General features: G+C 65.8%; 21 protein-coding genes, 2 tRNA genes and 2 pseudogenes. 19 read left to right on the top strand and 6 right to left on the bottom strand.

Annotation, left to right across the window (positions count from 1 at the left end; translation table 11 throughout):
- The first annotated feature begins 74 nt into the window (after nt 1–74).
- The 8 genes from ACXZ1E_RS06945 to ACXZ1E_RS06910 all read left to right on the top strand — a co-directional run bounded on the left by ACXZ1E_RS06945 (nt 75) and on the right by ACXZ1E_RS06910 (nt 6,651).
- Nucleotides 75–159 (top strand) — tRNA-Ser (locus tag ACXZ1E_RS06945).
- The gene (locus ACXZ1E_RS06940; protein WP_458042635.1) at nt 118–1,479 is read left to right on the top strand and encodes an LCP family protein; all 1,362 of its coding nucleotides are present in this window, start codon (nt 118–120) and stop codon (nt 1,477–1,479) included. Before ACXZ1E_RS06945 ends, ACXZ1E_RS06940 begins: the two co-directional genes overlap by 42 nt.
- An 86-nt stretch (nt 1,480–1,565) precedes the next feature.
- Nucleotides 1,566–1,654: transfer RNA gene (locus tag ACXZ1E_RS06935), tRNA-Ser, on the top strand.
- Nucleotides 1,655–1,986: 332 nt separating this feature from the next.
- Nucleotides 1,987–3,228, top strand: coding sequence for an IS1096 element passenger TnpR family protein (locus ACXZ1E_RS06930; RefSeq protein WP_458042634.1), 1,242 nt, complete (start codon nt 1,987–1,989; stop codon nt 3,226–3,228).
- A 270-nt stretch (nt 3,229–3,498) separates the two neighbouring features.
- Nucleotides 3,499–4,749, top strand: a complete 1,251-nt coding sequence (locus ACXZ1E_RS06925) for an ATP-binding protein (protein ID WP_458042633.1) — start codon at nt 3,499–3,501, stop codon at nt 4,747–4,749.
- Nucleotides 4,750–4,849: 100 nt separating this feature from the next.
- Nucleotides 4,850–5,419 (top strand): Wadjet anti-phage system protein JetD domain-containing protein, encoded by a 570-nt coding sequence (locus tag ACXZ1E_RS06920; protein WP_458042887.1) that lies wholly within the window; start codon nt 4,850–4,852, stop codon nt 5,417–5,419.
- Nucleotides 5,420–5,581: 162 nt separating this feature from the next.
- A complete protein-coding gene (locus tag ACXZ1E_RS06915; protein ID WP_458042632.1) occupies nt 5,582–6,040 on the top strand; it encodes an excisionase family DNA-binding protein in 459 nt (152 codons plus the stop codon).
- A gap of 26 nt (nt 6,041–6,066) precedes the next feature.
- Complete coding sequence (locus ACXZ1E_RS06910) at nt 6,067–6,651, top strand: PIN domain-containing protein (protein ID WP_458042631.1); 585 nt, start codon at nt 6,067–6,069, stop codon at nt 6,649–6,651.
- A gap of 395 nt (nt 6,652–7,046) precedes the next feature.
- Here the strand turns inward: ACXZ1E_RS06910 and ACXZ1E_RS06905 are convergent.
- The 3 genes and pseudogenes from ACXZ1E_RS06905 to ACXZ1E_RS06895 form a co-directional block, all read right to left on the bottom strand.
- Nucleotides 7,047–7,269 (bottom strand): annotated as a pseudogene (locus ACXZ1E_RS06905) (IS1380 family transposase); the annotation flags it as partial.
- Between the two features lie 543 nt (nt 7,270–7,812).
- Nucleotides 7,813–8,048, bottom strand: a pseudogene (locus ACXZ1E_RS06900) (transposase); the annotation flags it as partial.
- Between the two features lie 95 nt (nt 8,049–8,143).
- The gene (locus ACXZ1E_RS06895) at nt 8,144–9,898 is read right to left on the bottom strand and encodes a sensor histidine kinase (RefSeq protein ID WP_458042630.1); all 1,755 of its coding nucleotides are present in this window, start codon (nt 9,896–9,898) and stop codon (nt 8,144–8,146) included.
- A gap of 266 nt (nt 9,899–10,164) precedes the next feature.
- Between ACXZ1E_RS06895 and ACXZ1E_RS06890 the strand changes: the two genes are divergently transcribed.
- From ACXZ1E_RS06890 to ACXZ1E_RS06845, 10 genes are all read left to right on the top strand, one after another.
- Entirely contained in the window at nt 10,165–10,428 is a 264-nt protein-coding gene (locus tag ACXZ1E_RS06890; protein WP_458042629.1) for a pyridoxamine 5'-phosphate oxidase family protein, read from the top strand.
- Nucleotides 10,429–10,596: 168 nt separating this feature from the next.
- Nucleotides 10,597–11,460, top strand: coding sequence for an ABC transporter ATP-binding protein (locus ACXZ1E_RS06885; RefSeq protein ID WP_458042628.1), 864 nt, complete (start codon nt 10,597–10,599; stop codon nt 11,458–11,460).
- Entirely contained in the window at nt 11,457–12,212 is a 756-nt protein-coding gene (locus ACXZ1E_RS06880) for an ABC transporter permease (protein WP_458042627.1), read from the top strand. The genes ACXZ1E_RS06885 and ACXZ1E_RS06880 overlap by 4 nt, the downstream gene beginning before the upstream one ends.
- Entirely contained in the window at nt 12,209–12,964 is a 756-nt protein-coding gene (locus tag ACXZ1E_RS06875) for an ABC transporter permease (RefSeq protein WP_458042626.1), read from the top strand. The genes ACXZ1E_RS06880 and ACXZ1E_RS06875 overlap by 4 nt, the downstream gene beginning before the upstream one ends.
- A gap of 130 nt (nt 12,965–13,094) precedes the next feature.
- A complete protein-coding gene (locus tag ACXZ1E_RS06870; RefSeq protein WP_458042625.1) occupies nt 13,095–14,168 on the top strand; it encodes an ABC transporter substrate-binding protein in 1,074 nt (357 codons plus the stop codon).
- Between the two features lie 78 nt (nt 14,169–14,246).
- On the top strand, nt 14,247–15,263 hold the full coding sequence (gene add, locus ACXZ1E_RS06865) for an adenosine deaminase (RefSeq protein ID WP_458042624.1): 1,017 nt from the start codon (nt 14,247–14,249) through the stop codon (nt 15,261–15,263).
- The gene (locus ACXZ1E_RS06860; protein WP_458042623.1) at nt 15,260–16,663 is read left to right on the top strand and encodes an NtaA/DmoA family FMN-dependent monooxygenase; all 1,404 of its coding nucleotides are present in this window, start codon (nt 15,260–15,262) and stop codon (nt 16,661–16,663) included. The genes add and ACXZ1E_RS06860 overlap by 4 nt, the downstream gene beginning before the upstream one ends.
- A 46-nt stretch (nt 16,664–16,709) precedes the next feature.
- Nucleotides 16,710–17,306 carry a TetR/AcrR family transcriptional regulator gene (locus ACXZ1E_RS06855; protein WP_051513751.1) on the top strand — a complete coding sequence of 199 codons (597 nt, stop codon included), beginning with the start codon at nt 16,710–16,712 and terminating at the stop codon, nt 17,304–17,306.
- Between the two features lie 111 nt (nt 17,307–17,417).
- Entirely contained in the window at nt 17,418–18,812 is a 1,395-nt protein-coding gene (locus ACXZ1E_RS06850; RefSeq protein ID WP_458042622.1) for an NtaA/DmoA family FMN-dependent monooxygenase, read from the top strand.
- 10 nt (nt 18,813–18,822) lie between these two features.
- Nucleotides 18,823–20,199 carry an NtaA/DmoA family FMN-dependent monooxygenase gene (locus tag ACXZ1E_RS06845; RefSeq protein ID WP_458042621.1) on the top strand — a complete coding sequence of 459 codons (1,377 nt, stop codon included), beginning with the start codon at nt 18,823–18,825 and terminating at the stop codon, nt 20,197–20,199.
- A gap of 186 nt (nt 20,200–20,385) precedes the next feature.
- Here ACXZ1E_RS06845 and ACXZ1E_RS06840 read toward each other — a convergent pair whose 3' ends face one another.
- From ACXZ1E_RS06840 to ACXZ1E_RS06830, 3 genes are all read right to left on the bottom strand, one after another.
- Nucleotides 20,386–21,975, bottom strand: coding sequence for an IS1182 family transposase (locus ACXZ1E_RS06840; protein WP_458040599.1), 1,590 nt, complete (start codon nt 21,973–21,975; stop codon nt 20,386–20,388).
- 176 nt (nt 21,976–22,151) lie between these two features.
- Entirely contained in the window at nt 22,152–23,399 is a 1,248-nt protein-coding gene (locus ACXZ1E_RS06835) for an IS701 family transposase (RefSeq protein ID WP_458042620.1), read from the bottom strand.
- A gap of 53 nt (nt 23,400–23,452) precedes the next feature.
- Nucleotides 23,453–23,635, bottom strand: coding sequence for a hypothetical protein (locus ACXZ1E_RS06830; RefSeq protein ID WP_458042619.1), 183 nt, complete (start codon nt 23,633–23,635; stop codon nt 23,453–23,455).
- Between the two features lie 200 nt (nt 23,636–23,835).
- Between ACXZ1E_RS06830 and ACXZ1E_RS06825 the strand changes: the two genes are divergently transcribed.
- Nucleotides 23,836–25,302 carry a glyceraldehyde-3-phosphate dehydrogenase gene (locus ACXZ1E_RS06825; RefSeq protein WP_458042618.1) on the top strand — a complete coding sequence of 489 codons (1,467 nt, stop codon included), beginning with the start codon at nt 23,836–23,838 and terminating at the stop codon, nt 25,300–25,302.
- The last annotated feature ends 27 nt before the right edge of the window (nt 25,303–25,329 follow it).

Below are 25,329 nucleotides of genomic sequence, written 5' to 3'. Positions count from 1 at the left end.
CCTGCGAAAATAAGCCGCAACTGTCTGTCGAGTACACTCGGTGCCTGTCGACGAAGTGCTGAGGCTCTTCGCCGGGAGGGTTGTCCGAGCGGCCGATGGACCTGGTCTTGAAAACCAGTGGGCAGCAATGTCCCGTGGGTTCGAATCCCACACCCTCCGCATAATTACCCGGCGGACCCGACCGCCGAAAGGACGCGAGTGAGCGAGACGACCGAGGCCTCGAAAAGGCAGGACGCGAAGCGACGCAAGACCGTCGCGCGTCACGGCAACCTCTCGTCCCCGAGCGTCGGTGGGCAGATCGCGCGATTTGTCGCGGTCGCGCTCGCGGTCGTCCTCGTAAGCGGGGTCGGGGTCATCGGTTACACGACCTACACGGCTGTCGCGGACTTCTCGGCGAGCGCCGTCGAACTCGAAGGGCAGGAGTCCGTTCCGCCCGACATCGGCGAGATCGAAGGTGGCGTCAATCTGTTTGTCGCGGGCACGGATGCGTGTGAGCCCGACTACGCCGCGTACTTCGGCGACCGTTGCACGGGGGCGGATGCCGGCGGCGAACTCAACGATGTGAACATGCTCATACACATTTCCGACGAGCCCCGTCGCGTCACGGTGATCAGCTTTCCGCGCGACCTGATGATCCCGATCCCGGAGTGCACGGACCCCGATACAGGTCGCACGACTTCCGCGATGACGAAGCAGCCGCTGAACTCGACGTTCTCCTATGGCGGCTTGTCCTGTGCCGTCAAGACGATCTCGGAGCTGACGGGTCAGAACATCCCCTTTGCGGCCGCTGTCACGTGGGGCGGTGTGATCGAGATCACCAACGCTGTCGGCGGCGTCGAGGTGTGTATCGCCAACGGCATCAAGGACCCCTACACCGGCATCGACTGGCCCGAGGGCAACAAGTCCCTCGTCGGACTTGAGGCGCTGCAGTTCCTGCGCACCCGGCACGGCGTCGGCAACGGCGGAGATCTCGGGCGCATCTCGAACCAACAGCAGTACATGTCGCGGCTGGCCCGCAAGCTCGTCAGTGAAGAAGTGCTGTCGAACCCGACGACGCTGTTCGGGCTCGCGACGACAGCCCTCTCCAACGTCACCCCGAGTCAGACGCTCCGCAACCCGTTGACCCTCACGCAGATCGCGCTCGCGGTCAAGAATGTTCCGTTCGACGAGATTGTCTTCATCTCTTATCCGGTGAACGGCGACGCCGCCGATCCCGACAAGGTCGTCCCGAACTACACTGCCGCGGACTCCCTGTGGGCGGCGCTCGAAACCAACCGACCTCTGCAGCTCACGGGCAAATCGGGTCAGGGCGACGGCGTGATCGTCGAGACGCCCGCGCCCACCGACCCGGCCGAGCCAACGGAAGCCGCGACTCCGGGCACGCCGGTTGATCCTTCCGAGGAAGCGATCGCTCTGCCGCCCGCAGTCACTGGCCAGACGGCGGCGCAGGAGACCTGCTCGAACGGCAACGTCCGCTGACCGAGGTGCGCCTCGCTTCGTGATGAGGCGCACGTTCGGGTTAGTATTGCCGAGTGCATTCGCGGACGTCCGCGTCGGAATGCCTGGGAGACGTCGCATAGTCCGGCCTAGTGCACCACCCTGCTAAGGTGGAGACCCCTCACGGGGTCCGAGGGTTCAAATCCCTCCGTCTCCGCTCAGGTGGGCTCGTTTCGATCAGGTGAGCCCGTTTCGGCCCGGTTCGCTTCATGGCAAATCGTGGCAGAAATGAATCCCTGATCAGCCTAAGTTCTCACGCGCACCCTCATGTCGTACACATTGTGGGGGCTGTCAGCCTGGTGGCGAGCAGATCGCTCAGTCGTGTGCGTTGTGCCACGAATCTGCCACGAAGGAGACGGAGGGTACGCGCGCCTCGGTCTCGAGACCGGTAGGCGGAATCCCTCCGTCTCCGGGTGCGGCGCAACGCCGCGAGCGACGAGACGCGGAAGAGCCGCTGCCGCTGATTGCGTGCCGTGTCATGCTCGATTCATGGCGCGTACGTGGCTGTCGGTGACGGTGGAGCTTCTGGGTGGGCGGGGTGAGGAGTTGTGGCCGTGGCCGGGTCGGGTGTTCGCAGTGGCACCCTCGCACACGTTCAGCGATCTGGCGGATGCGATCGATGACGCGTTCGCGCGGTGGGATCGCGCGCACCTCCAGGTGTTCACGCTTGCCGATGGTCGCGTGCTCACCGATGGCGAGACCGGGCAGGAGATGGCATCCAGTTCCTTCGGGCCAGTCGTGGCCGCGCTGGATATCGCGTCGGTGAAGGTGGGACGGTTCCTGTCACTCGGTGCCGAGTTCCAGTACACGTTCGATCTCGGCGACAACTGGGTGCACCGATGCGTGGTCGGTGAGCGCAAAATCGACCCGCTCGACGAGCTCGGGATCGTGCCGGACAAGCCGTTGCCCTACTGGGGATGGGGGAGTATCCCTGACCAGTACGGCAGAAACTGGGCAAGTGACGACGGCGAAACGCCTACGCCAGAGCAGCCAAGCGTTCTCCATCCCATGGGGACGAATCAGTGGCCCGCTGGGGGCGCTGTCCCGGAACTCGATGTGCGGGCCGTGCGTGCGGCCGTCGCTGCAGGTGATTCAGCCGGTTTCCTCGACGCGCTCACCGGGAGGGAGATCGATGACGCGCTCCAGCAACTCGGCTCCGGAATGGCGATGGCGCTACGCAGTCGACGACTGCAGGCGGAGGCGGTGGCGCTCTCGGTGATCAACCGGCTCACGTGGCGGAGCGGCCCTGGCGACGGGGTGTTGGCGGAAGACCTGTTGGCGCTGCTGCGGCGCGAGCCACCGACGGCCCGAACTGCCCCGGTCGATCTCGACGCGCTCAGCATGCTCCTGGAAGGGGATCTGGGTGAGTCGAGCACGGTCTACATCGACATCCTGACCGGTGAGGTCTACAGCGGTGACCTCACCGACCCGGCGCTGGTGGGGGAGGATGCCGCCATCGACGTCGACGCAGAACCCGACCAGTGGGTCTGGCTCGAGCGCACCGGATCGCCGGATGCGTGGGAGGACATGCAGGAGTTTGCGCTCCGTCAACGCGATCGTGCGCTCCGCGACCGACTCACCCACGCGATCGAGGGCAGCGGCGCGTTCCGGCGATTCCGTGACCTCGTCCACGAGGAGGGCCTCGTTGCCCCGTGGCAGCTCTTCTCGGATGACCGCCGCTGGGGCCGTGCCCGCGACGCGCTCGCGGATGCCGGCATCCGCGTCCCCTGACCTCGGACGAAGGTGTTTGTTCTCTCGATCCCGAGTGGGCTGTCGGATGCGCGTGCCAATGCAAGCTGTTGACGGCGTGTATTGGCCTCGTGATCGTCATGGCGGCCGCTGATGAACGCTGAACTCGACTCCGTTCTGGGGCACATCTTCGAACGCGATGACATCCACTCGCACACGGCCTCGGGCTGTTCGGCTGAATGCCACGATAACATGCGGCCATATGTCAGTTATCGATTCGGCTGAACGCCAGTCTCGGTGTACGCTTCGTGAGTGAGCAAGTTCATCGCGCGACGACTGAGTCCGGTCGTTCGGCAACGCGTCGACGAGACGCCGGTGCTCCTTCTGGAAGGTCCCCGCAGCGTCGGGAAGTCGACTCTGCTCGCTGAACTCGCGACCCAGACGGGCGCGCCGATCTTCGATCTCGACGAACGGGAGTACCTGCGTTTGGTGCAGGTCTCGCCGACTGCGGTGACGGGCGAGGCGTTGCCGGTGCTGATCGATGAGTACCAGAAGGCGCCCGAGCTCCTCGATGCCATCAAGGCTCGGCTGAACAGAGAGACGCACCCGGGCATGTTCGTGCTTGCCGGATCGGCGAGCTACGACTCCTTGCCGGCGGGTACCCAGGCACTCACTGGCCGGCTCCAGCGTCTCGCGGTGATGCCATTCACCCAGACTGAGATCGATGCCACGGATAACCATTTCGTCGAACGGGCTTTCGCGGGCGAGATTCGGCACAGCCCTCGGGCAGGCGCGGCGGGCCGGCTCGACTACGTCCGGCGGGTGATGCAGGGTGGAATGCCGCTGGCGCTTGCCGCTCCGTCGATCCCCGCGCGTGACAGATGGGTGCAAGGGCACATCCGACAATCTCTCGAGAAGGATGCCGGAGAGCTGCGCCGCATCTCCCGTAAGGCCGACTTGCCGCAGGTGCTTACGCGCGTTGCATCCCAGACCGCTGGTTTGCTCAACCTAAGCAAGATCGCTCAAGGGCTGGACGCGTCCCGGACCACCATCAGCTCCTACGTCGCGCTTCTCGAGTCCCTCTTCTTGATCAGCACACTTCCCGCGTGGGGGATGACTGTCTCTTCGCGCAGCGTCGCGGCGCCGAAGATTCACGTCGTCGATTCCGGGATTGGTGCCGTGCTGCTGCGCCTCAGTGAGAGCAAACTCGAACGCCGAGACCCGTCCGCGCTGACTGAGTTCGGGCACCTGCTGGAGTCGTTCGTTGTGCAGGAGGTGCTCCGCCAGGTGACATGGCTCGATGATGTGGTGACGGCGGGTCACTGGCGTACCCGCGACAACGACGAGGTCGACCTCGTGCTCGAACGCAGTGATGGCGCCGTTATCGCAATCGAGGTGAAGGCCGGTGACCACGTCGATGGCAAGCAGGTCGCTCCAATGCGCAAACTTAGGGAGCGACTCGGCTCTGCCTTCATTGCTGGGATCGCCTTCCACCTAGGAACCATCGGATACGAACTTGACGATCGCATCCACTCCGTGCCGGTCGAGCGACTATGGATCTGACCGGTTACTGGCAGCTTTGTGGCCGCCACGTTTCCGCCACGAATCGAACCCCATCGACCTGACCGAACCGGCAGAACTCGACATCAGCAGCCGCGGATTCATGCGGTTTCGATCAGCACGTTTGCCATCCGCGCGATTTCAAATCCCTCCGTCTCCGCCACAAAACCCTGATCGAGCGGTGTTTCCGGGCTCTTCTGCCACGGAACTGCCACTCTTGCCGAGATCGCGGTACTCGGTGGCTTGGGCAGATCGTCCGGCTGAGCTGGTCGGCGCTGCGCTGTCTGATCATGCTGGCCTTTGCAAGGACGCGCTTGCGGGGCGCCGGACGTGGGATCGAGAGCGCGAACCCCTCGGTCCCCTGACCTCCGAGCCGCTCCCTTGGGCGCGGACGGTCACGTACTGGGGTGACCTGGATTCGCCTGGCTTCGCCATCCTCAACCGACTTCGTGCCAGGGGAGTGGAGGCAAAGTCGGCGTTGATGGATGCCGTGACCCTGTTTGCGCACCGTGATCTCTGGGGGCTCGACCCGGACCCGAATGTCGGCGTATTCGAGCGACTCACGCCCGCCGAACGCGCAACGCTCCAGGCGCTGAGCGCCGAGGGCAACATTCGCCTCGAGCAGGAGCAGATTGCGTGGAGCTACGCGCTCACCAGACTTGGAGTCTTGTGAGCCGGCTCAGCCATGCGTCGTACCTGTCAGCGCTGCGTGATAACGTAATCGCAGAAAACGCAAACTCTTGCGTTCACGTGTATTGAGGTGATTCTGGTGTCTCGCGCTACAGCCGTTGAGGAGACGTATCTCCCGAGCGGGGCCAATGAACTGGCTCCCATCATGGACTTTCTCGCGGCTCATGAGGCTGCGGGTCGAGTCGCTCCAGAGCCGCGCTACTTCCTCGCGGGTACTCGGCCGGGGGATCAGGTGGAGCTTCCGGAAGAGGTCTACTTGGCGCTCCGGAAAGTGGTGGATGCGATGCGGAGCGGGCTCGCAGTCTCGGTGGTGCCGCACACGACCCGTCTGACGACGCAGCAGGCGGCCGACCTGCTCAACGTCAGTCGCCCGACTGTTGTGAAGCTCCTCGACGAGGATGAGATCCCGTTCGAGAGGGTCGGAACGCATCGTCGAGTGCTTCTCGCAGATTTGCTCGACTATCGCGAGCGCCGTCGGGAGCGTCAGTATGACGTCTTAGCGGCGACCCGCGACGGCGTTGATGAAGACAACGTCGAGCGGGCGCTGGAGGACCTGAGGGAGGCGAGGAAGGCGGTAGCAGTGACGCGAGCTGCCCGGAAGTGATCACACCCGGCTGACAAGATGGGGTTGTGTTCACGGCGACCCTCGACACCAGCGTGCTGTGGCCGAGTTTGCAACGCGACTTTCTGCTTTCCCTCGCAATCGAGGGCGCCTACCGTCCAACCTGGAGTTCCGTGATCCTCGAGGAGCTCGAGTTCCACGAGGAGGCCAAGCTCTTCAGGCGGGGAGCGTCGGCGGGAGAGGCGGCCCGGCGTGCGGTGACGCTCGTCGCCGCGATGCGTCGCGAGTTCGCCGATGCCGCGGTCGAAGGCTGGGAGCCACTGGAAGGGACGTACGGTCTTCCGGATCCAGACGACGAGCATGTCGTCGCCGCGGCCGTCATCGCGGGAGCCGGCGCGATCGTCACCGAGAACACGAAGCACTTTCCGCAGGACAAGCTTCCGATGGGCATCCAAGTGCTGACCGCGCGGGAGTTCGCGAAGAACACCGTTGCGCTCAACCCGACCAACGCCCTGGGCGCCATCCAAGAGATTGCGCGACGTTCCGGGCGCCACGGTCCTGCGATGACCGCAGAGGACATCCTCGACATCCTGCGCGATCGGTACCGCATGATCGAAGCCGTCGACATGATGATCGAGGCGACTGAGGATTAGTGGGATCGGCCCTTTGGGCGCGATCGAGCCCGCAACCGTGTCGTCGAACGTGCCACGTTTCTGCCACGAATCGAATCCGACTCAACTGATCCGAACGGCCCACGGGTAGGTCAGGGTCTCCGCCAGTTTCAAGTACTTTTTCGGCCCGGTTCGGCTCGTTTCAACCGTGTTGACGCCGGTCCGGACGTGCCGAGTTGTTCTCATGTCTGACTTGGGTTTGTGCTCTGCATCGGCGTCCTCGAATCGACCGTGCCGCAACACCGCCCTAATCTGCGTGATCTAGGCCCTGAACGCGGCAGAAGTCTGACGTGAGAACACTCTGAGAACCGGTGAGACCGAGGGGCATCACCCCTGCATCTGCATGAGACCGTGGATCTCGGTCTCGATACGGCGCCGTCGATCGAATCCGCCCCGGCGAGCATCCCAGCGACCAGCGCCATCGCCTTCGAGCCCGCGTTCGCGCCCTTTGCCCGTCGGTACGCACAGCCGGCCGTGCGCGAGCTCGTCGAGCCCCGCCGACCTGGCCAGCCGAAGCATCGGGACCAGCCCCGCAGAAGACACGAGATTCGGATCATCGAAGACCGCGGACACCGCGGCAGGAGCATGCTTGAATTGCATCTACGAGATGCCTCTCGGATCGTTTGAACAGTGGCCTAGATAATCACTATTCTCCCTGATCTGAGGGGCATTTCTACGTCACGACGCTCGCCCAGAACCCAGCCGCATGGGTGGATCGAGGCTTAGGGGGGATCGGAATTAGAAGGAGGAGGCCCACACCGAAGAGTGCGAAGAATCCGATGGCACCCAGAGTCAAGGAGGGGTCCGGAGGAACAGCAATAGTTCCGCCGGTCGCTGCCGGGAACGTGCACTCCAGTCCTAGCGGAATCCAGCTGAGTCGACCGGATGGTTGTGCCGCCTCGGAGACGAGAGCGCCTTCCGGCGCCTGCGCGTAGAGGCAATTATTCGCGGGGTTGCGGTAGATGAGCGACACCACCGTGAGCAATACCAATAGAGCGGCCGCCCCGCTGACACTCAGCGTCCAACCCAATGCCCGTCTCAGTTTCAACTGAGCCTCCTGCTCCATCGACAATCAAGTGTCCCGAAAGCCACCTAAGAAATCTGTCGGCTATCTGGGGGACACGAAAAAGAGGCACGAGTCAGGTCCGCCAACCGCCGGTTCTCCGCCTCCAGCAACACGATCCGCGCCGCTTCCACCGGCGCCGGCGCGGACGCCGGGTCAGGGTGCTGCTCGCGGTACGTCTTGACCCAGTACCCAGCGAGCTCTCGTTGATCTCGAGCTCGCGAGCGACCTGCGCGATCGGCCGATTCCCGACCACTACGAGCTGGACCGCGTCAGCCTTGAAGTCCGCGGTGAACTTCCTTCGATTCGTAGACATCTCGTCCTGTCGTTCCTTCCTCATAACGACTGTCTACGAAAAGTGTCACACCCCATTCTCCGCCACGAAAGCTCAATGCTCGTTGGACGCGGGCGTCAGCCTTTTACTTTCGCGCTTGCCCGCGTGGGGAGTTCGATGCGGAGAGCCGTTCCCTCGCCGAGAGCCGACGACAGGGAGATGTCGCCTCCATGTGCGCGGACGATCTCGCGGGCGATGGCGAGTCCCAGGCCCGTTCCCTGCACCGCTTCGTTCTGAGCATTCGTCGCTCGGAAGAAGCGGTCGAAAACGAGCGGGATCTCGTCCGCCGGGATGCCCATCCCCGTGTCGGTGACGTCGATCGTGACGCTCCGAGTGCCGTTCGGCGCTCTGGCCGGCATCACCTCGACGTCGACGCGCCCCGATGTCGGCGTGAACTTCACCGCATTTTCGATCACGTTCGTGAACGCCTGTTCGAGCTGGTCCTCATCACCCTCGACGAATGTCGTGACAGCGCCGCCTATCCGCAGGCTCACGTTTCGAGAGTCGGAGAGGGGTCGCAGCGATTCCTCGACTCGGTGCAGCATCGGCCCGATCTCGAAGCACAAGATATTCGGGGCAACACCGACGGAATCGAACCGTTCGAGAACCAGCATGTCGCCCGCGAGGTCCTGAAGACGGCGTGCGCTGCGCTCGATCACCGACAGCCTGTTCTTCGTGACCGGGGGCAGCTGCGCTTCGTCGTCATCGAGCACCAGGTCGAGATAGCCCAGTATCGAGGTCAATGGCGTCCGCATCTCATGGCTGACGGTATGGATCACGTCGTTCTTCGACTTGTCCAGCTTCTTCAGCTGGCGTACCAGGTGCTCTTGGCTCTCCAACAGGCGGGCGAGTGTCGCGTGGCGCGACATCACCGTGAATGCGGCCAGAGCGACCGTGGCAGCGGCCAGCACCAACGCGATCGCGGGCGCACGGTTCTGGGTGGCGAAGAGCAGCACGCCCAGGCCGGCCAGGACGGCCAGGGCCGGGACGGGAAGAATTCGCACGCGCGAGGTGGTGGGGCGGGGGTCGGGTGCGAGCCGAGTAACCCCGTCCACCCAGATCGCCGCACAGGCGATCGCGGCGGTCCACGCGGCGTCGAGCGGGGTGCCGGTGGTGTATCCGCCCGTGTGTGTCAGGAGGGCATAGGCGATGTCCGCTCCCGCGAACAGAAGGAACCCGAGGACGAGGAACTGCCATCGAGGTCCGATTCTTAGGGCCGGTGACGCGGAGATGGCCACGACAACGGTGATCAGGAGGAGGTCGAAGAGGGGGTACAGGGCGGCGATGGCGCCGTTGAGCGGGGCAGCGACCGTCGTTGCGTCTGTGAAGACCGGGCCGAGGACGACGGCGAGCACGGCGGCCGCACCCAGCGACGCTACCGCTCCGTCGAAGAGCGCGGATTTCATCGAGCCGTGCGACTGGCGCACGACCAACACCAGCAGGGCAGCCATCGTCAGGGGGTAGTAGAGGAGGTAGCCGAGGTCGGCAAGCGATGGCGAGGCGAGTTCACCGGAGGAGTCCATCGCGAGGGCGTAAAACGTGTCACCGGCGGCGTTGAACGTCACTCCGGCCGCGGCGAGGATCACCTCCGGTCGCGAGAAATCCGTTCGCACCGCAACGAGCCAGAAAACACTGACCGGGACCCATTGGGCAGTAATCGACAGCCCTATATTGACCAGCGCGGAGGCAGGGTCGCCAGGACGCAGGAGCGCGCCGAAGTAGACCAGGTTGACGAGCACAGTGAGAGTGAGAAGCGCGCGGATGGTGCCGTTCAGACGTCCCCCGCCGACGCGTGACTGGTAGGTGAGGGTGGACTCGCTTGCAAACGACAAGGTCGCACCTCCAATCGCCTCACCAGCATCGCGGACCGGCTGATGTGCCGTGCCGGCTCTGTTCGCGCCTCTGCGAATGTCATCGGCTGGTGAGTGGGTGTTTCGACTTCAGCGTAGTACGTGATCTCGTTCTCGCTGGGGGATGGGTGAAGTAATGACGTCGCTCCACGACCTCGAGGCCCTCAACCACGCGATCGCCGCGCCGGCTCAACACGATCGCCGGATCTGTCAACGCCCCACCCGCGGCGTGGTGAGTGCGTTTGACTGTGCCGAACAAACCCCAGACGTGGGATCCTCGCGCAGGAAAACGCCACCATGACCGCTTCATCCTCTGGTTCATCATCGGCAAGGACGCATCGGCGGTCGAGGACATCGCGCGCAACCCGAACGTAGCGCTGCTCAAGATCGATGCGCTGAGCGGCGAGTACTGGGACAGCCCGGGCGGCAAGGTCGCGACCCTCGTCTCGCTCGTGAAGAGCAAGCTCACCGGCGAGGAGTTCGAGGCAGAGAACGAGAAGTTCGAGCTCTGAGGCAAGCGCCGGGTCTTCGGCGGCGTCCAGAACGTAACAAGGTCCGCACGATCGCGTCACCTGGCCGAAACAGGACGTTCCTACGGTTGAACTAACCAATTCACTCGGGCGGAGCAGCAAGCGTACGAGTGGCTCGATCTGGAAGTTCCTGACCGGACGGATCCCTCCATGGCCTCTGCTGCACTCGTCACCGCACCCACCGCGACCGCCACTCGGGCGCCGTCAACGACGACGGGGGTCGGAGTTGCGCCGGGGCCGAAGACGGCGGTCTCAATCCGTGCGGCAGACAAGATCTTCTCGCTCGGCCGGGGCAAGCAGTTGCAGGCCCTCTCGCAGGTGGACATCGAGATCGAGGAGGGCGAGTTCGTCGCCATCATCGGTCCGTCCGGGTGCGGTAAGTCGACGGTCCTGCGCCTCGCCGCGGGGCTCGATGAGCCGACGAACGGAACCGTTGAGATCTTCGGTGCCGAGCCGCGTCAGCTGGCGAAGCAGCACCGGCTCGGCGTCGCCTTTCAGGAGCACGCCCTGCTGCCGTGGGCCTCGGTGCGTTCGAACATCACGCTCCCCTACAAGGTCGCCGGTCGGAAGGTCGACGATGCCCGGGTCGACGGACTCATCGAGCTCGTCGGGCTCAGCGGTTTCGAAAAGGCGCGGCCCAAGCAGCTCTCGGGCGGCATGCGTCAGCGTGTGTCCATCGCACGCGCCCTCGTCCTGAGCCCGGATCTGCTCCTCCTCGACGAACCATTCGGCGCACTCGATGCCGTTACCCGACGCCGGATGAACGCCGAGCTCGCGCGGATCTGGGGCGAAGAGAAGATCACCTCGATCCTCGTCACCCACGATGTCGACGAGGCGCTCATCCTCGCCGATCGGATCATCGTGATGACCGGTCGCCCCGGGCAGGTCCGCGAGGTGAAGAAGGTCGACTTCCCTCGTCCCCGGGATGCCGAGACCACCCGCTCTCCCGAGTTCCATGCTCTCGTCGACGAGCTCACCTCGCTCCTCGATGCCAGCGAGAGTGCTGCGGCGTGAAGCCCACCCGCAGATCCACGAAGGTCATCTACGGGGTCGTCGGCAGTATGCTGCTGATCCTGGGCGCCGAACTCATCGGACAGTTCCAGCTCGCCGGCCGGGCGTGGCCCCCATTGACGGATGTCGTGGCCTACGTCTCGACGCCGGCCGGCGCGAGCCTCGTCTGGCGGAACGCACTCGTCACGCTCTCGGCCGCCGCCCAAGGCTTTGTCCTCGGTGTCGCCGTTGCCGTGATCGGGGCAGCGCTCGCGCTCGTGGTACCGCTGCTGCGTCCGGGATTCGATCGTTTCGCGGCCATCCTGCACGCGGTACCGACCATCGCCTTGGCGCCGCTGCTGATCACGACCGTCGGGCGTGAGGATACGCCGATGGTGATCGCGGCACTCAGTGTCGGCTTCGTCATGTTCGTCACGATGACCTCGGGCTTCGCTCACACGAGTGCCGCGCACGAAGACGTGTTCACCGTGCTCGGCTCGCAGCGCATCCAGCGCCTCGCCCGGCTCGAAGTGCCACAGGCGATTCCCGCATTCTTCGACGGCCTGACGCTCGCAGCTCCCGCCGCGGTGCTCGGCGCGACGATCGGCGAATGGTTCGGTGCCCCGATGGGCTTGGGACTGGTTCTCGTCAGCGCCATGCAGAACTACCAGATGGCCCTGCTCTGGTCGGCGGCGCTGGCGGCGACCATCATGTCGCTCGCGGCATACCTGCTCTTCGTTCAGCTGCAGCGTGTCGCCGTGCGGAGATTCGCATGAGCCGCCTGCGTGCGTTCGGGGTGGGACTGCTGCACCTCTGGCCGATCGCCATGATCCTGATCGCCTGGGACCTCTGGATCGTCTTGAACGACTACACGTCGACCGTCGCCCCTCGCCCGTGGAACGTCATCGCCGACCTCACGGCGGGATTCGGCGACTACCTGCCCTCCGTGCTCTACACCCTCGGTGTTTCGCTGGGCGGGTTGATCGGCGGCACCCTCATCGGTTTCGTCGCCGGTATCGCGGTGTGGTGGTCGGCCGCGCTGTCAGGCGTCGTGACACCGACCGCCCTCGTCATCCGCTCGGTTCCGATCACCGCGATGATCCCGATCATCGCCCGGATCGTCGGCTACGGCGACGCGGCCGTGATCACCTCGACCGCGCTGATCTGCTTCTTCCCGGCCTTCGTCTTCACTCTGTCGGGACTGGCTTCGATTCCCGAAGCCGGTGCGGATCTGTTCCGAGTCATGGGCGCAAACAAGCTGCAGGTCCTCGGACGCCTCGGCATCCTGCATGCACTGCCGAACCTCATGATCTCGGTGCGCATCACCGCCCCGACCGCCGTGCTGGCAGCCATGCTCGCAGAGTTCCTCATGGGCACCAACGGGCTCGGCGCCCTGTTCTCCGAGTCGCGCAGCTACATGAACATGGAGCGGGCCTGGGGGACGGCCCTCATCGCGACCATTGCGTCCGTGCTGGTGTTCCTGGGTGCGCGCGTGCTCGAGCGTCGCGTGGACGCGCGCGTCACCTGATCCATTTCGATCCCTGATCCGTCCCGATCCAGGTAGCGCAGGGGCGCGACCGTAGCGGGAGCCTTGCCGAAAACAGCCCACTCGACCCGAAATCGCCCGACCAGATGCCCCAACCCACACAAGGAGCCACATGTCGCACCGTCTGTCAGCCGCCGCACCACAGCGCCGCAAGCGCATCTTGACCGCATCCTCGTTCGCGCTCGTCGCCTCGCTGGCACTCGCCGGCTGCGCGGGGGCGGCGGGTGACGCCGAAAGTGCGGAGGTCGGGGAGGAACTCACCACCATCCGGGTCTCGCTCGGCTGGATCAAGAACGTCGAGTGGGGCGGATTCTGGATCGCCGATGCCGAGGGCTACTACGCCGAAGAAGGTATCGAGGTCGAGTGGATCGGCGGTGGGCCGAACGCTCCCACCACCATGGCGACCGTCGCCGCGGGAGATGCCGACCTCGGCATCGTGCCCGGAACGCAATCCTGGCTGCAGACCTTCGCCGACGGAAACGATTGGACAGCGATCGGCGCACTCTTCCAGGAGAGTCCTGGCGCGCTTGTATCGCTCGCGGACGATCCCGTCACCTCCGCCGAGGACATGGTCGGAAAGACGGTGCTCGGCCAGGAGGGCACCCAGATCAACTACGACGCCGTCTTCGCGCTCGCGGGTCTCGAGCCCGATTACGAATTCATCCCGGTCGGCTACGACATCGCCCCGCTCGTGGATGGCCAGGGCGTGGCATACACGGCCTACGCGACCAACCAGCCGATCATGCTCGAGGAGCAGTACGGGCTCTCTCCCGACGACTACGTCGTGACCCTCTATGCCGAACTCGGCATGCCCCTCTACGGCAACGTCGTCTACGGCGACTCTGCGTACATCGAAGAGAACGGCGATCTGATGGAGGGCTTCTTGCGGGCATCCATCCGGGGCTGGGAAGAGAACGGTGAGGACTTCGCCGTCGGAGCCCAGCTGTCGGTCGACGAGTACGGCGCCGATCTCGGCCTCGACATCGTCCAGCAGACCCGTGAGAACGAACTGCAGCAGCCGTTGGTCGTGGGGGAGTACGGCGACCCGCTGTTCTGGATGGACCCCGAGCTGATGCTGGAGCTGATGTATCCGGGCCTCGAAGCGGCCGGCTACGCGGATCTTCCGGACCCGAACGACTACATCGACATGAGCTACCTCGAGGCGGCCCACGCGAGCCTCGAATAAACCCGTGAGGTGGGGCTCGGGTGTTCATCCCGGGCCCCACCGCCCACCCCGATCACTTCGATAGCGAGAGAGAAACGCATGACCCTCACCGAGTCCCTCACCTCCGATGCCGCCACCGTCAGAGACCTACAGGCCCTACCCAAAGGGCACCTGCATCTCCACATGGAGGCGGCCATGCGGCCGGGCACACTCGTCGACCTGTCGGGTGCGCTCGGGATCGAGCCCGTCGTGACGAGCGGATTCTCCGGGTTCACCGCGTTCAGCGAGACCTACCGCGGTCTGCTCGCGGCCATGGATCACCCCGACCACCTCGGCATCCTGATGGACCAGATCTTCGAAGATCAGGCGGCGGAGGGTGTTGCCTATCTCGAGCTCGGAGTGAGCCCTCGCTTCTACGCCGGGCGGTACGGATCGCTCGAGGCATCGCTCGCCGAGATGCTCGACCTCGCGCGGTCCGCTTCGGCGACCCACGGCGTTGCGTTCGGTTTCATGCCGACGATCGATCGCACCGCCGGGCTCGAGAACGCGATCGAGGTCGCTCGTGCCGCGGCGCGGTTCGCCGGCGATGGCGTCGTGTCGCTCGGACTCGCCGCGGACGAACGCGGCTTCCCCTGCGCCGACTTCGCCGATGCCTTCGCGATCGGCCGCGCGGCGGGACTGCAGTCGACACCCCATGCGGGTGAGCTGGTGGGACCGGAGTCCGTCTGGGAGGCGATCGACGTCCTCCGGGCGGATCGGATCCTGCACGGCGTGCGGGCGATCGAGGACCCGGAGTTGGTGGCACTCCTGGCTGAGCGCGGCATCCCGCTCGACGTGTGCCCGACGTCGAACGTGCTGCTCGACGTCGTGGCCGAGATCGGCGAGCACCCGCTGACGGTCCTGCTGGATGCCGGCGTGCGGTGCTCGATCAACGCCGATGACCCGATCCTGTTCGGCCCCGACATCCTGGCCGAGTACGAACTGTGTCGCACCAGCCTGGGCATGACCGACGAGCAGCTCGCCGCGTGCGCGTGGACGTCGATCGAGACGACTCTTGCCCCCGCAGACGTCAAGGCCGCGGCGAAGACCGCGATCGACGGATGGCTTGCGGCATGAGCAAGACACTGCACTTCGGCGTCTTCGAGGTCATGGGCCCCCAGGTGGGTGGCACCTACAGTTGGGCGCACCCGCGCAGCGAGGGCCTGTCATACCTCGACCCGCAGCATTGGATCCGGATGGTGCGGATCCTCGAAGACACCGGGTTCGACTTCCTCTTTTTCGCGGGGGGCTACGGCTATCCGCTGATCGACGGCGACTTGCCCCATGTGGCGACCGAGAAGGCCATCAACTTCCCGAGCCTGGACCCGGACTACCTGATTCCGATCCTCGCCCAGCACACCGACCGGCTCGGCTTCGTCGTGACGCAGTCGACGGGCCTGGATCATCCCGTTCAGCTCGCCCGTCGGCTCTCGACCCTCGATCATCTGACGGGTGGACGCATCGGCTGGAACATCGTCACGGGGGCGTCGCAGAACGCGATCGCCGACGTGTTCGGTCACGACAGCATGGTGCCGCACGACACCCGCTACGAAATGGCGGCGGAGTATGTGGAACTCGCCGCTCGCTTCTGGGAAACCGCGTGGGATGACGACGCCTTCGTCGGCGACGCCGCGTCGGGCGTCTTCGCGAGGCGCGACGGGGTGCACCGCGTGACCTACGACGGCGCGCACTATCGATCGCGAGGATACTTTGGCGCACCGCCCTCGCCCCAGCGCACGCCCGTGCTCTTCCAAGCCGGCACATCACCGGCTGGCCGAGCTTTCGCCGCCTCGAACGCCGAGTGCGTGTTCGTGCAGGCGACGACCCCCGCGCGGACGGCCGCGGCCGTCGCCGATATCCGCCGCCTCGCCAGCGAGGCCGGTCGCGACCCCGAGGCCATCACCCTGATGTGCGGCCTGACCGTCTTTGTCGGCGAAACCGAAGCCGATGCGCTGCGGTACGAAGCCGAATTCGATGCGATGCAGACCGACGAGATCGTGGCGTCGCTGTACGCCGGCAATACCGGCATCGATCTGCTGGCGCTCGACCCCGACAAAACACTGCACCAGGTACTGGATGCCGGCGGGCCCATCGGGCAGATGGGTACGAGCAACATCGAGCGCTTCCTCGGTGACGCCGAGGGCACGGGTGCGCCGACCGTGCGAGAGATCCTCGACCAGTTGCGCGGCCGGGGGACGCGCGGCTTCCGTATCGTCGGAAGCCCGATCCAGGTGGCGGATCAGATCGAGTCGCTGATCGCCGCGACCGACCTCGATGGTTTTCTGATCGAGCCGGTCTTTGCGCCCCACGACCTCGAAGACTTCGGGCGGCTCGTGATGCCGATCCTGCGCGAACGCGGCCGGCTTCGCGACGGCGAGGCCGGCAACACGCTCCGCGCGCGGCTGTCGGAGACCCCGGGCAATGACCGGCTCGGCGCGGCGCACCCCGTCATCGCATCCCCCGTGACCGCGGGTTGATCGGCACCCGACAGGGCTCCGATCCGCCGCCCGTAAGATGAGCCGGGTGGAGAACACGCCGGAGCGTCAGCGCCTGCTGGGCTTGGTTGTCGACCTCATCCTGCGCGATGGGGTCATCGATCTCAGCCTGAGTGCGATCTCACGTGCGATCGGCTCGAACAATCGCATGCTGCTCTACTACTTCGGCTCGAAGCAGGAACTGATCGGCGAGGCGGCGCTCGTCGCGTTCGACAGCTTCCCGCGGTTGCGTGACATGTTCGCCCGACTGAGCCAGCCGGGGGATCTCGAGCAGCGCTTGCTCACAGCGTGGGACGATCTCGCCGACCCCGACAGCCGGCCGTACGTCCGACTGTTCTTCCAGCGGTTCGGCATCGCCATGCGCGATCCGGACGACTGGGGCGATTTCATCGAGCGTGTCGGGCGGGAGTGGATCGAAGACGTTCGCGACACGCTCCTGGCGGACGGTTTCTCGCCCGAGGACGCCCTGTCCGGCGCGACGCGGGTCATCGCGCTGTTCCGTGGCTTGCAGTTTCTGCTGTTGTCGGGCGTTGACCCCGCTCAGCTGCGCGCGGCGTATCGCGACGCCATCCGGGATCTTTCGGGGACTGCTGCCCTCGCGCGCGCCTCCGTACCCTCGGCCTGACAGGCCGACCCGGCCGACCCGTGGTCGTCCAGGTTTTTCGGGACGGTGACACGGGCGAAACAATCGCACCCTAGCTTTGAACTGTTCAGTTCAGTGGCGAGAGGTGAAGACATGGGTTCCGAAGGCATGAAGCAGCCGTGGAAGATCGGAATGTTCCAGTGCGCGGGGCTGATGGGGGCATGGAAGCTACCCGAAAACACCGCGACCGACTTCCTCGACCTGAACCACTGGTTGACGATGGCCCGCCGATGCGAGGATGCCGGCGTCGACTTCCTGTTCTTCGCCGACGACTACGGGTACCCGGTCGTCGGCGACGGTATCCCGGCGACGGCCCTGCGCGGCGGAGTCCAGTTTCCGAAAGCCGATCCCACGATGATCCTGCCCGCGCTCGCCGCGGTGACGGAACGGCTCGGCCTCGTCACCACGCTGTCGACCACGGTTGAGAAACCCCCGATGGTCGCACGGAAGATGGCAACCCTCGACCACATCACCAACGGACGCATCGGCTGGAACATCGTGACCGGTGCGGGCCAGAACGCCTCCGCGCGCCTGTTCGGGTTGCCGATGACCGAGCACGACCTGCGCTATGAGATCGCCGCGGACCACGTCGACCTCTCGCTCAAACTGTGGGAGGGATGCTGGGACGAAGGCGGGCTCGTGATCGACCGAGAGGCCGGGATCTTCGCCGACCCCGACAAGGTTCGCGAGATCGAGCACCACGGTCCGCACTTCGACGCGAACGGCTTGCTGACGGTTCCGCCCGGACCCCAGCGGACACCCATGTTGTTCCAGGCCGGCGCATCCATTCCCGGTCGTGACCTGGCCGCAAAGTACGCCGAAGCCGTCTTCCTCGCCGCGGAGGTACCGGCGCTCACGGCCCAGATTGCCGACATCCGCCGGCGTGCCGAGGAGTACGGCCGCGATCCGCGCTCGATCAAGTGCCTCATCGCCGGCACGTTCGTCGTCGCCGAGACGGAGGCCGCCGCCCACGCCCTTCGTGCCCGCCAGACGGGGACGCGGTCGCTCGAAGACGCTGCCGCTTCGTACGCCTTCTTCACCGGACTCGACCTGTCGGTCATGGATCCCGACAAACCACTCGACGTCGAAGCGGCCCTCACGCAGACGGGCCGCACGAACGTCGAGCGCTTCCTCGGTCCCGACGCACCGACCGTCCGCGAGATCCTCGAGGAGTTCCAGCGCAACAGCGTCATGGGGGCGCCCTTCATCGGTGACGCCGGGCAGGTCGTCGACCAGGCGCAGGCCGTTATCGAGGCGACGGACGCCGACGGATTCCTCGTCCAGCCGGATCACACGGGCACCTTCGACAGTTTCATCGATCTCGTGATGCCCGAGTTGCGTGCGCGCGGTCTCGTGGCCACCGACCTTCCCGCGATGACGCTGCGCGAGCGGTTGCTCGGCACGGGCACGCCGCATCTCGCCCCGGAGCATCCTGGGGCGGCCTACCGACGCGACGTCGCAAGCGCTAAATCACCGGCCACCGCGTAAGGAGCGAATCATGACGCGAATCACGACCAAGAAGCTGGCGATCGGCATGTTCCAGAACGGTCGTGCGCGACAGACCTGGGCGATGCCGGGCCGCGAGGATGAGCCGAACTACACCGACCTCGAGTACTGGACGGAGCTCGCCCGCAAGTGCGAGGCGGCGGGTGCGGACTTCCTGTTCCTCGCCGACTCGTACGGCTACCCGACGCTGAACGACACCGTCATCCCGACGGCGATCGAGCGGAACGTGCAGTTCTCGACCGTCGACTCGCAGATGCTGATGTCGGCGTTGGCGGCAGCGACGAAAAGCCTGGGGCTCGTCACGACGGTCTCCACGATGGTCGAGAAGCCGCCCATGGTGGCGCGCCAGTATCGCAGCCTCGATCACTTCTCGAAGGGCCGCATCGGGTGGAACATCGTGACGGGCTCGGCGCAGGCGGGATCCGCACTGCTGTTCGGCGAGCCGTTGATGCCGCACGATGACCGGTATGCGCTGGCCGACGATCACGTGCGGCTCTCGCTGAAGCTGTGGGAAGGATGCTGGGACGACGACGCCCTCGTCCGTGACAGCGCGACGGGGATCTGGGCAGATCCCGCCAAGGTGCACGAGATCATCCACGACGGCCCCTTCTTTTCCTCGAAGGGCGTGCTCGTCACGCCGCCGAGCCCGCAGGTCACCCCGACACTGTTCCAGGCCGGCGCCTCCAGCGCGGGGCGAGAACTCGCGGCGACGTACGCCGAGGCGGTATTCCTCGCCGCCGAGTCGAAAGCCCTCGCCGAACAGATCGCCGACATTCGCGGTCGCGCCGAGGCGAAGGGCCGCGGCCGCGACGCGATCAAGTGCCTGATCGCCGGGACGTTCCGCATCGCCGAGTCGGAAGATCAGGCACGCGCCGCGCACGAGGCCCAGATTGCGGGTATTTCTCTCGAGTATGCCGCCGCCACGTACGCCTACTTCACGGGCGTCGACCTGCTGTCGTTCGATCTCGACCGCCCGATGCCCGCAAGCACGGGGAAGACCGACAACGGACGCACGAACGTCGAGCGATTCCTCGGCCCGGATGCCCCGACCGTGCGGGAGATCCTCGAGGAGTTCCGCGCGAACGGCGTCATGGGCAAGCCCTTCCTCGGGACGGTCGAGCAGGCAGTCGACCAGGCCCTGGCGCTCATCGAAGAGACCGATGCCGACGGATTTCTCGTCCAGCCCGACCCCGACGGCAGCCACGACATGTTCTTCGAGAAGGTCATGCCCGAGCTGCGCCGTCGCGGTGTCATCAAGGACGAGTTGCCGGGCGCCACCCTCCGCGAGCATCTGTTCGGGGAGGGTTGCGTCCGGTTGCCCGATTCGCACCCGGGTGCCGCCTTCCGGCGGACGGGAGTGCTGGTCTAGGAGACTGCTGAACAAGGGGGTTTGGCGCGGACGGAGCGCGGCCGAGTAGCCGTCTCGCGGCGTGTGTAGGTCAGCACTCGGGGTGCGTCAACGGGGTCGCTCCGCCCGCTGGTGCCTATTCTGCGACGGGGTCGCGGGCGTGTCCAGGGGGTGTGCGCGTCCGTGGGGCGGGGTCCCGCGCTCGGGTCAGGTCAGCGCCCAGCCTTGGTTGTTCCGGGTGAGGCCGAGGGCAAGCAAGCGGCGCAGATTCAGTGCGGCGACACGGTGATGCAACCATGCGTTGTTCTTGACGACACCCCGGAACGGGACGCGCCGGTTCCCTCGGGTGACCCACGCGATCGTGCGTTCGACCATCGGCCGGAGCGTCCGGTAAGTGGCCTGGAAATCGGGATCGGTCGCGCGTTCGCGATGTGCGCGTTGCAGCAGGTCGTGCTCGTGCAACACGACGGTGCGTCCCTCGGCCGATGTTGTGCACTGGGTCTTCAGCGGGCAGGAGCGGCACGCGGCTTTGAACGTCGCGCGGCCATACGCGGTGACCTTCCGCACGTTCCCGGCGGGGCAGGTCACGGTTCCGGCGACCGGATCGTGGGCGAAGTCAGCGATCGTGAACCCGCCGGGAACTGCTGGCCGCAGCGGCCACGGCTTGATCACCGGCACGTGCCCCGCCTCGTCGAGGGCAGCGAGCATCGCCCCGGTCCCATACGCGGAATCACCGAGCACCTGAACGCTCTCACCCGCAGCGATCGTCGCATCGGCGGTCACCAGTTCTGCTCCGACCGCGGCGTCGGAGTTATCCGGCCCGGCGGCCTTGGTGAGGGCAACAGCGGTCGCCAGCCCAGTCTCCGGCTCGATCACGACGTGTGCTTTGAACCCGTCCTGACGGCGTTCCACGGTCTTGTGCGCGTGTCGCGCCTCGGGATCGACGGTAGAGATCACCCGGTCCGGTGCGACCTTCCGTGCGATCTTCCACCGCCCGTCAGTGCCATCTGACCCGGCGGCGGGTTCAACGTCTTGCCCAGCGACCAGGGCGAGCAGCGCGACCGCGTCTGCCGACTTCCCACCCGCCTGCTCGATGCTTTCGAGGTCCAGGGCGTCCAGCAGTGCGAGCGCGTCGCCGACCAGGGCAGAGACGAGTTCGTCGCGGGCGTCCTGGTCGTCCCACGCGATTCGCGGCTTCCCGGTCTGCTCGTAACCGTGCCCGGTGAGCGCGGCCAGCCGGGTGCAGACCACGGTGATCTGCTCGGCCGCGCCGGGCACGTCCCGACCGACCCGGCGGATCTGCGCGATCAGCTGGGTGACGGTGTCCTGCCGGGCGACCGCGTCATCGAGGATCGTGGAATCCACCGCCCGCCGCGTCTTGCCCGCGACCGCACCCGACTCGGCGATCACCTCACGGACAGCGTCGAAGACCCGATGCGGCCGAGCGGACGCGGCCAGCCGACGCCGCCAGTACGTCAACGTCGACGGGTGAAACCCCACGGCATCGATCGCGAACCCGCACGCGGCCTTCCACCGCAAATCGAACGTGACCCCGTCGGCCGTCTCCCGATCCGACAGGCCATGCAACGCCTGCAGCACCAACACGGACGCGGCGACATCCCCCGGCAGCGACGGGCGGCCACGCCCCGAGGGGAACAAGTCCTCGAACATGTCATCGGGGAACAGTCGGTGCCGGTGCTCGGCGAGGAACGCGAACACACCCCCCACCGGCAACAGATGCCCCGCGAACGAGGACACATCCAGAAGATCACGCGCACCGTCATCACGACCCTGCATGAACCAAGTCTTAACGACCAAACTCGACCACCACGCAGGCGCGCCTTAACCCGCCAGATTGTTCAGCAGTCTCCTAGTAGTACTTGGTTAGGTGGGTCCGGCGCGTTGGCAGTAGGGGCAGCAGCTGAGGAGGCGGGTGACCGCGGTTTGGAGTTCGCGGAGGATGCCGTAGAAGCTCAGGCTGCCCCTGGGGCTTTTGGGTCGGTGGCCAGTCGTTGGAGGGTGATGAACAGGTGCGCGGCGGTGACGAGGGTGACGTGGTGGTGCCATCCCAGCCAGGTGCGGCCTTCGAAGTGGTCCAGGCCGAGGCCGTGTTTGAGTTCGCGGTAGTCGTGTTCGATGCGCCACCGGATCTTCCCGAGCCGGACCAGCTCTGAGGTCGGCGTGTCGGGCGGGAGGGTGGAGAGCCAGTAGTCGGTGGGTTCTGCGGCGTCCTCGGCCCATTCGATGAGGAGCCAGCACTCGGGCAATGATCCGTCCGGCTCACGGGGCAGGTTCCGGTTCGCGGGGCGGACCCGGCGGGCGGCGAATCGGCTGGTCATGGTGCCTTTGGAGCCCTGCCGCCACGACACCTGCTCGAACGCGTCGGCGGGGAGGTCCTCGGCGTATGTCTTCGCTTGCACCGGCGCGGTCTGGTAGCTGGCCGTCGTGAACGGGTGTCCTCGCTTTCCGGTCCGCTCGGGCATCTCGAAACGGGCGGCAGCGTCGTGCACGCTCGTGGAGGACTTCACCTGCACCACATACGGGATGCCCCTGTCGGTGAGTGCGGTGCGGAAGTATCCGATCTCTCCGTAGCCGGCGTCACCGACCATCACGGGCGGCACCAGACCCCAGGTCGCGGCCTCGTCGATCATCTCCAGTGCGAGTTCCCACTTCGGTCGGTGCCGGACGGTATCGGGGATCTGCGCCTTGACCCGGCGGGCAGTGACCAGCTCGGCGTGCTCGTTCGTTTCCGAGCAGGTGTCGTCCCACGCCTCGGGGAGGAAAAGCCGCCACCCCAGCGGACAGGACGCCTGATCAGTGACCGCGTGGATCGAGACGCCGATCTGCACGTTCCCGACCTTCCCCAGCGTCCCCGAATACTGCCTGGCGACCCCGGGTGAAGCCGGGCCGTCCTTGACGAACCCGGTGTCATCGACCACCCACGCCTCCGGCTCAATGACCGCGACCGCCTTGCGGGCGAGCTGCCGGCGGACCGGCTCGACAGGCCACGGCGACGAGGACACGAACTGCTGCAACTGCTGGTAATCGATCCCGAGACGGTCTCCCATCGGCTGCATCGACTTCCGGCGGCCCTCAAGCATCAGCCCCTGCAGATACAGGCCACCCTTCGCCCGCTGATCCTTCCGCTGAAGCGACGCGAATACCTCGCCGACGAACTCGTCCAACCCCGCCCGCACCCGCGCTATCTCATCTGCCCGCACGCCGCGAGGTTAACAGCCATCCCGACCATTAACAAGCACCTAACCAAGTACTACTAGGCGTCGTCAGCCTTTTCGTCCTCTTCGGGCTCGAAAGTCGATCGGGTGCCCGTGTGGCCCGCCCCGACGCCGCGGGGGGCATCGGGGATCGTGCCGTCCTTGCCGAGTCCGCCCGGCTTCTGCGTTGCCTCGTCGTTCTCGGCATCGGACGCATTCTCGAGATCGCGGTCTTCCGTCATGGTCTTTCCCTTCGTCGCGGTGAAGCCTAGGCATCCATGAGGCATCCCGCTCCTGGGTTGACAGGGCCGTCACGGGAGCTCGATTAGGGGCCCGGAAGGAGCGGATAGAGTCGAGGGATCTGTGCTCGCCCGGGATTCGCTCGACTATTCGTATCGAGGATGCCGCGCTGAGAAGCACCTGCAACGTTGGAGGTACCGCCGTGTCCACGATCGATTACGACTCCCATCGCGACGACTGGGTGGCTCGCGAGGAGCTCGCCGAGCGCCTGATCCCGCAGATCGGCCGTCTGTACCGTGACCACGGAATCGTCACCTCAGTGCACGGTCACCGCATCATCAACCTTTCGGCGATCGGCGTGATCGAGGCGCACGAACGGGCCCGCCAGCTCGGTCACGAAGAACTCACCCTCGAGCAGACGGATGCCGTGCTGAGGGCGCTTCTCGCGATAGGTCCGGGTCCGGCTTCGGTCGATGTCGCGCGGCTCGCCCTCTCGCTGCGTGACGCCGGGCCTGAGGTCGATGTCGAGGCGCACGTTCGTGCCGCGTTCGAGGGTATGGACGTCGAGACAGCCGAACGGAGCACGGATGTCGTGCTCTACGGCTTCGGCCGCATCGGACGACTGCTCGCTCGCATCCTGATCAGTCACGCGGGCAACGGTCACGGCTTGCGCCTGCGCGCGATCGTCGTTCGGCGGGGTTCCGAGAACGACCTCATCAAGCGCGCGAGCCTCTTGAGCCGCGATTCGGTGCACGGGTCGTTCCCCGGCACGGTCGAGGTCGACGAAGAGAATGAGGTGATCGTCGCGAACGGCACCCGCATCCAGGTGATCTACTCTAGCGATCCGGCTGCGACGGACTACACGGCCTATGGAATCCGCGAGGCGGTCATCGTCGACAACACGGGTCGGTGGCGCGACGAGGAGGGCCTGTCGCAGCATCTGCGGAGCCCCGGCGTCGCGCGCGTCCTGCTGACCGCCCCGGGCAAGACGCCGCTGAAGAACATCGTCCACGGCATCAACGATTCGGACATCACGCCCGAGGACCGCATCCTCTCCGCCGCATCCTGCACGACCAATGCGATCACCCCCGTGCTGAAAGCCATCGACGAGGCCTACGGTGTCGTCCGGGGGCATGTCGAGACGGTGCACTCGTTCACGAATGACCAGAACCTCACGGACAACTTCCACAAGGGCGATCGCCGCGGGCGCTCGGCCGTGCTCAACATGGTCATCACCGAGACCGGCGCGGCCAAGGCCGTGGCAAAGGCGCTGCCAGAACTGGCCGGGAAGCTCACGGGCAGCAGCATCCGCGTGCCCACGCCGGACGTGTCGCTCGCCATCCTGAATCTCACCCTCGAGCGCCCCGCGACCAAGGAAGAGGTTAACGACTACCTGCGCCGGGTCTCGTTGCACTCGAAGCTGCGGCAGCAAATCGACTACGTCGAGTCTCCCGAGGTCGTCTCAACGGACTTCGTGGGATCGCACCGCGCCGGCATCGTCGACGGGCTCGCAACGATCGCGGACGGCACGAACATGGTGCTCTACGTCTGGTACGACAACGAGTACGGATACTCCTGCCAGGTCGTTCGCGTGCTGGAGAAGATCGCGGGAACGCACCCCGTGGTGGTTCCCACGCGTGTGGACGTTCGATTGGCGCCAGCCGGCTAGGTCGCTCGCCTGCAGACGAGTGCGCGG

Source organism: Pacificispira sp. HM-600, from assembly GCF_977993705.1.
This window is presented reverse-complemented; position numbering and strand designations above follow the sequence as displayed.